The following is a 4,374-nucleotide window of genomic DNA, read 5'->3' on the forward strand; positions in this document are numbered from 1 at the left end:
CGACTGTCATTTCTTCGAGTCGTCTGCGTCGGGTTTGTCCGAAGCGCAAGGAGAATATTATCGCAGCATACTAAGCATGTCAAGAAAATTAAGAAAATACTTTCGAGATAAGATTCCTTGAGGCAAATCCACTCAACTTGGCGTGTGCTAAGGTGGTGTATGGGAGGACAGACGATGCGAATTATTTTAGAGGCAGAACAGGTTTCAACGGATTGGTTGACCGCGGTGCTCGGGCGCACCGTCACCCGTTTCAAGGCAAAAACACAGGCGAGTAACTGGTCGAGTCAGGTGCCACTGCTTGTGTCTTTTGACGATGGCAGCTCGCAGGCGCTGCGGCTAAAGATCTGTTTGGGGGAGACGTTTGGATGCTCCGAAGTGGACTACTACACAAAAGATTATGTCGGGCTTGAAAACGCGCCACTCGTGCGTTGTTACGATGCGCAGTTCGAGCATGGTGTGGGCTACCACTTACTCCTCGAGGACCTCTCAGAAACACACCACAACAGGCGTGATGTGGTGCCGACCCTTGACTACGGCCTCGCTGTCGCCGAAGCACTCGGACGACTTCACCGGTACCATTGGGAGTCTGCGCCTGCCCCTAGCGATGCCGTCTGGAATCGTTACTTCGCCGAGATTCGCCCCGGCGTCGTACCGCTGGAGCAGGCAACGGGCCAACGATTTGCGGAGTGTTTCATCGCGCATGAGAAAGCTCTCCGAACACGCTGGGCCAACCCGCGCGGGATGAGCCTACTCCATGGCGACCTCAACTCGACTAATATTCTCACACCCCAAAACGCCGACTACCCCGTGTATTTCCTCGACCGCCAGCCCTTTGACTGGTCGCTCGCCTATGGCCTGGCCACCTACGACCTGGCGTATTTCCTCGTGATCTGGTGGCCGCAGGAGCTTCGGAGTGCCCATGAGGCCACCATCCTGCGCCGTTGGTACGAGGCCCTCGGCCAGCCGGACTATTCCTGGGAACAGGCCCAATCGGACTGGGAACTCTCCGTGGAGCAGTGCCTTCATGTCCCCATGGAGTGGTGCTCCAAGCCCGAAACGGCGGAAAAGATGCGCTGGCTCTGGGAGATGCAGCTAGCGCGGATTCAGGCGGCGAGTGAGAGCCTCAGGGGGTAGGCAACACAAAACTAAGGTTCAGTGCCTTTCCACCACGCTGGATGGTCAGCGGGATCGTATCGCCGGGCTTCTTGACTTGCAGTGCGTGGGCGATCAGATCGGACTCGCGCACGGGGTTGATGATGGTGTCAAAGCTCGTCAGAATATCACCTTTCACAAGCCCAGCGCGCTTAGCAAGGTCGTGGGGGCCGAACTGCCCCACATGCCCAACAAGCAATCCCTTACCACTAGGATTAGGATCAAGCTTCATTCCCCCGAGCGCAGCACGGCGCAGTCCCCAGGTGCTTGCTCGCCAGGAGATATCGTCACGCCGTCGCCAGCCGTCTGAAAGTGTCAGGGTGAGGAGTTTAGGCTTGCCCGCACGCAAAACACTTGCCTTGAGAGTCGCCCCCTCGGCGGGAGTGGTGTTGAGAATCCACTGCATATCGGCCAGCGAGAGCAGTGGCTGGCCTTCGAGTGTCTGAATCACGTCACCGGGAAGAAAGCCTGCCTTTGCGGCAGGGCTACCCGACTCGGTGCGCAGCACGGTGGGCCGTTCTTTGGGATCAAGGATCAGCCCCAGAATTTTGGGATGCGGGTAGGGAAAGAGTAGCGCGTCGGTGAGCTGCCGGTTCTGAATCGCGACGGTGTGCTGTGCCTCACTAATCATGTGGCAGTGGATGCAGCTTGGGACGACCTTCCCCTCGTAGTTGAGAAACGGCGTGTACTTTGCACGAAGCGAGGGAAACAGCTCGGGCTTGGCGAACGCTGGCACCGCGCCGCGCTTGGCGGCAAGCTGCGCCTTGTTCTTAGGGTAGTTTTTATGCAGTGCCAGCGCCCCCTCCATCGCCTTGGCCATTCCCTCCACGGAGACATCCCCCTGCCACTCGGTTCTATGGGAGCGGGTTCCGTAGCGTCCGTAGACCGTGCCATCGGCATTGAGCAGAAACACGGCAAAGGACTGATCCGTATCGTACTGGAAGAGGGAGAGGTCGAGCCCGTTGGTGGCGATAACTCGCACGCGAACAAACTGCTCAAGGAGTGCCTTCATCTTCGGGTCAGCCTCGATAATATCATCGTCGAGCTTGACACACTCCTCGCAGGGAATGCAGCGCAGTACAACCACGATAGGCTTGCCGCTCGCTTTGGCATCGGTGAAAGCGCGTGGCAGATCGTTGTAGAGCCAGTAGCCCTCCGCCTCCAGCTTTTTCTTATCGTTGCGAACCTGATCTTCCCGTGTGGGCTTCTGCGGCGGCAACACGGCCCCGGTCAGTAATCCTCCAAGCAACATCGTTGCTAGTACCTGTCGAATCATTCTCAAACCTCCCTAAGAGCTTACGATCTCACTATAGCACAGCATCAAGCGACGAAGTCGCTAATAGAGCTTTACACTCACTAAAGAATTCGCACGAATCGCCACTCGTAGGGTCACTCCATCAAAGCTCACGACCTCACCCGTGGGTTTTTCCATCAAGTCGGTTAGTCTAGCTTTTGTGCCGAAGCCCTCGGCGAGCGTGACAACCGCCTCCGTGTCGAGCCCATCGTACTCTACCAAGCGCAGAACGATACCGTCGCCGTCCTCGGCTTTTTTGAAGCTTGTCAGCACGATATTTGGCGTTTCAACCGACGCAAAAGACTTGGACAGCGGCCCACTTCCCTCCTGAACACCCGCCGGGAACGCAATCAGCGGGTGGTTGAAAGCCGCGCCCATCCGTGTCAGCTCCGACACTTCCACGGTTTGGTCGTGGAAGACCATCGAGTAGCGGATCGTGTGCTTGCATATCTCGGGCGCGTGATCGGGATCGAACGACGAGCGAACGACCCGCATGGCAATATTACCGCCCTGAACCGTGAAGCCGTACTTACTATCGTTGAGGAGTGTGAAGCCGCCTTCGTCGAAGTGGGCGTGGACGTAGCGTAGGCTCGGCATCTCCTCCCCTTCCATCTCCTCCCGAACCACACTACCAAACGGTGTCTCGCAGCGTAGCGCGTAGCTGTCGTAGCCATCGAAGGGAAAGTGCACCCGTAGGCCAGGAATCCCCCGCTCCGCATCCCCAATCTCCCGCCAGTCAATCTCCGCCGTCACATCAATGCGTGGCGCGAAGCCGTGGATGAGATACTGCACTTTTACCGTGCTCTTCGTCTCGGGGACGCGGTAGTGCTGGTGGACAACATAGGCCATGCTGCTGCCGCTCGGGTAGCTCGTGCCTCGGTTTCGTGTAACTCCGTGGACATGGTGGCCTGCCGTGCGAATCGGCTGGTAGTCGAGGACTCCGCCCAGCACCCAGGCGGTCATCCCGCGCGGCTGCTCCCGAGTCAGCTCCCACTCCCCGAGACTGTCGTAGTCGCCCTCCAGAAAAGTAATGTCACTCTCTCGGTGGTGCACTTCCACGAGTCCACCTTTGTAGCGATCAAAGCGCAGCATCCCAAACGGTGTCTCGAACAAGTCGCGTGGCAGCGCCTTCACTTGCGGCACGTCCACTGTCACTTTGCCCTCACACAGCGCAAAAGTCTTGTAGCCAAGCGCGGGCACATTCTGGGCGAAAAACAAAATATCCAGGTAGCTATGGCCCCAGTCATCGCCACGGGTGAGAAAAAATGTCGGGTGATTTTCCCCGTGCTCATCGCGTGCAACAATGCGACCCGGCTCAAAGCCCGTGTCGTAGAGGCGCACGGTCACGGCCTCGGTGCGCTCCCAGGCACAAGGGTTATAAACGACGTAGGGCCGCACGCTCCCGCCGCCCCCCGTCTTAGAAATCCCTGACTCCATCGCGCCAATTCCCGCGCCCGCGCCGCTGGCGAAGGCATGGCCCGAGCCAGCCCCCTGGCCCCCGCCCGACGGGGGTATTAGCAGGTTCGTTGCGAGATTCATAGCAAGTGTCTTCCCCGCCTCGCGCTTAATTGCCCCCGTGATCGCGCCCGTCTCCTGAAAGAGTGCCATGGCGTGCTCGCGGGTCTGGCGGACACCGGAGCCGGGCAGGATATCGTGGAACTGGTTGAAAAGAATATTGATCCAGGCTTCTCGGAGCAGTGCGCGGCAGTCGCGGCCCGTCACGGCGGCCAAGGTCTCAGCCTCGATACAGTAGTTCTCCCCGAAGCGATTGGCCTGCGTGATAAGTGTCTGGGTCGTGTAGCAGCCGGTGAACTCGTAGTTGAGCTCGTGGTCTAGTACGGGCAAGTGCGTGAGATCCCCCGAAGCGACTTTCTCGTACCAGCCCTTGGCGGTGCCAAACGTCACGCTCGGGTAGATCGGCCACGTCG

At 58.7% G+C, this 4,374-nt stretch carries 3 protein-coding genes; 1 reads left to right on the forward strand and 2 read right to left on the reverse strand.

The features are described from left to right. The first annotated feature begins 174 nt into the window (after positions 1-174). Positions 175-1,134 (forward strand): phosphotransferase, encoded by a 960-nt coding sequence (locus tag ACH2EH_RS12850; protein WP_395142253.1) that lies wholly within the window; start codon positions 175-177, stop codon positions 1,132-1,134. Here the strand turns inward: ACH2EH_RS12850 and ACH2EH_RS12855 are convergent. After that, entirely contained in the window at positions 1,124-2,428 is a 1,305-nt protein-coding gene (locus ACH2EH_RS12855; RefSeq protein WP_395142254.1) for a Trx7/PDZ domain-containing (seleno)protein, read from the reverse strand. The two genes, ACH2EH_RS12850 and ACH2EH_RS12855, sit on opposite strands and share 11 nt — an antisense overlap. Positions 2,429-2,488: 60 nt before the next feature. Then, positions 2,489-4,374: glycoside hydrolase family 38 C-terminal domain-containing protein (locus ACH2EH_RS12860; RefSeq protein WP_395142256.1), on the reverse strand; the 1,886-nt coding region annotated here is incomplete at its 5' end.

The organism is Armatimonas sp. (assembly GCF_043760365.1).
In the GTDB taxonomy this organism is placed as follows: domain Bacteria; phylum Armatimonadota; class Armatimonadia; order Armatimonadales; family Armatimonadaceae; genus Armatimonas.

What these genes read in the sequence shown, in the direction of transcription:
- ACH2EH_RS12850 (WP_395142253.1), top strand. Translation starts at nt 175, where the DNA reads ATGCGAATTATTTTAGAGGCAGAACAGGTTTCAACGGATTGGTTGACC.
- ACH2EH_RS12855 (WP_395142254.1), bottom strand. Translation starts at nt 2,428, where the DNA reads ATGATTCGACAGGTACTAGCAACGATGTTGCTTGGAGGATTACTGACC.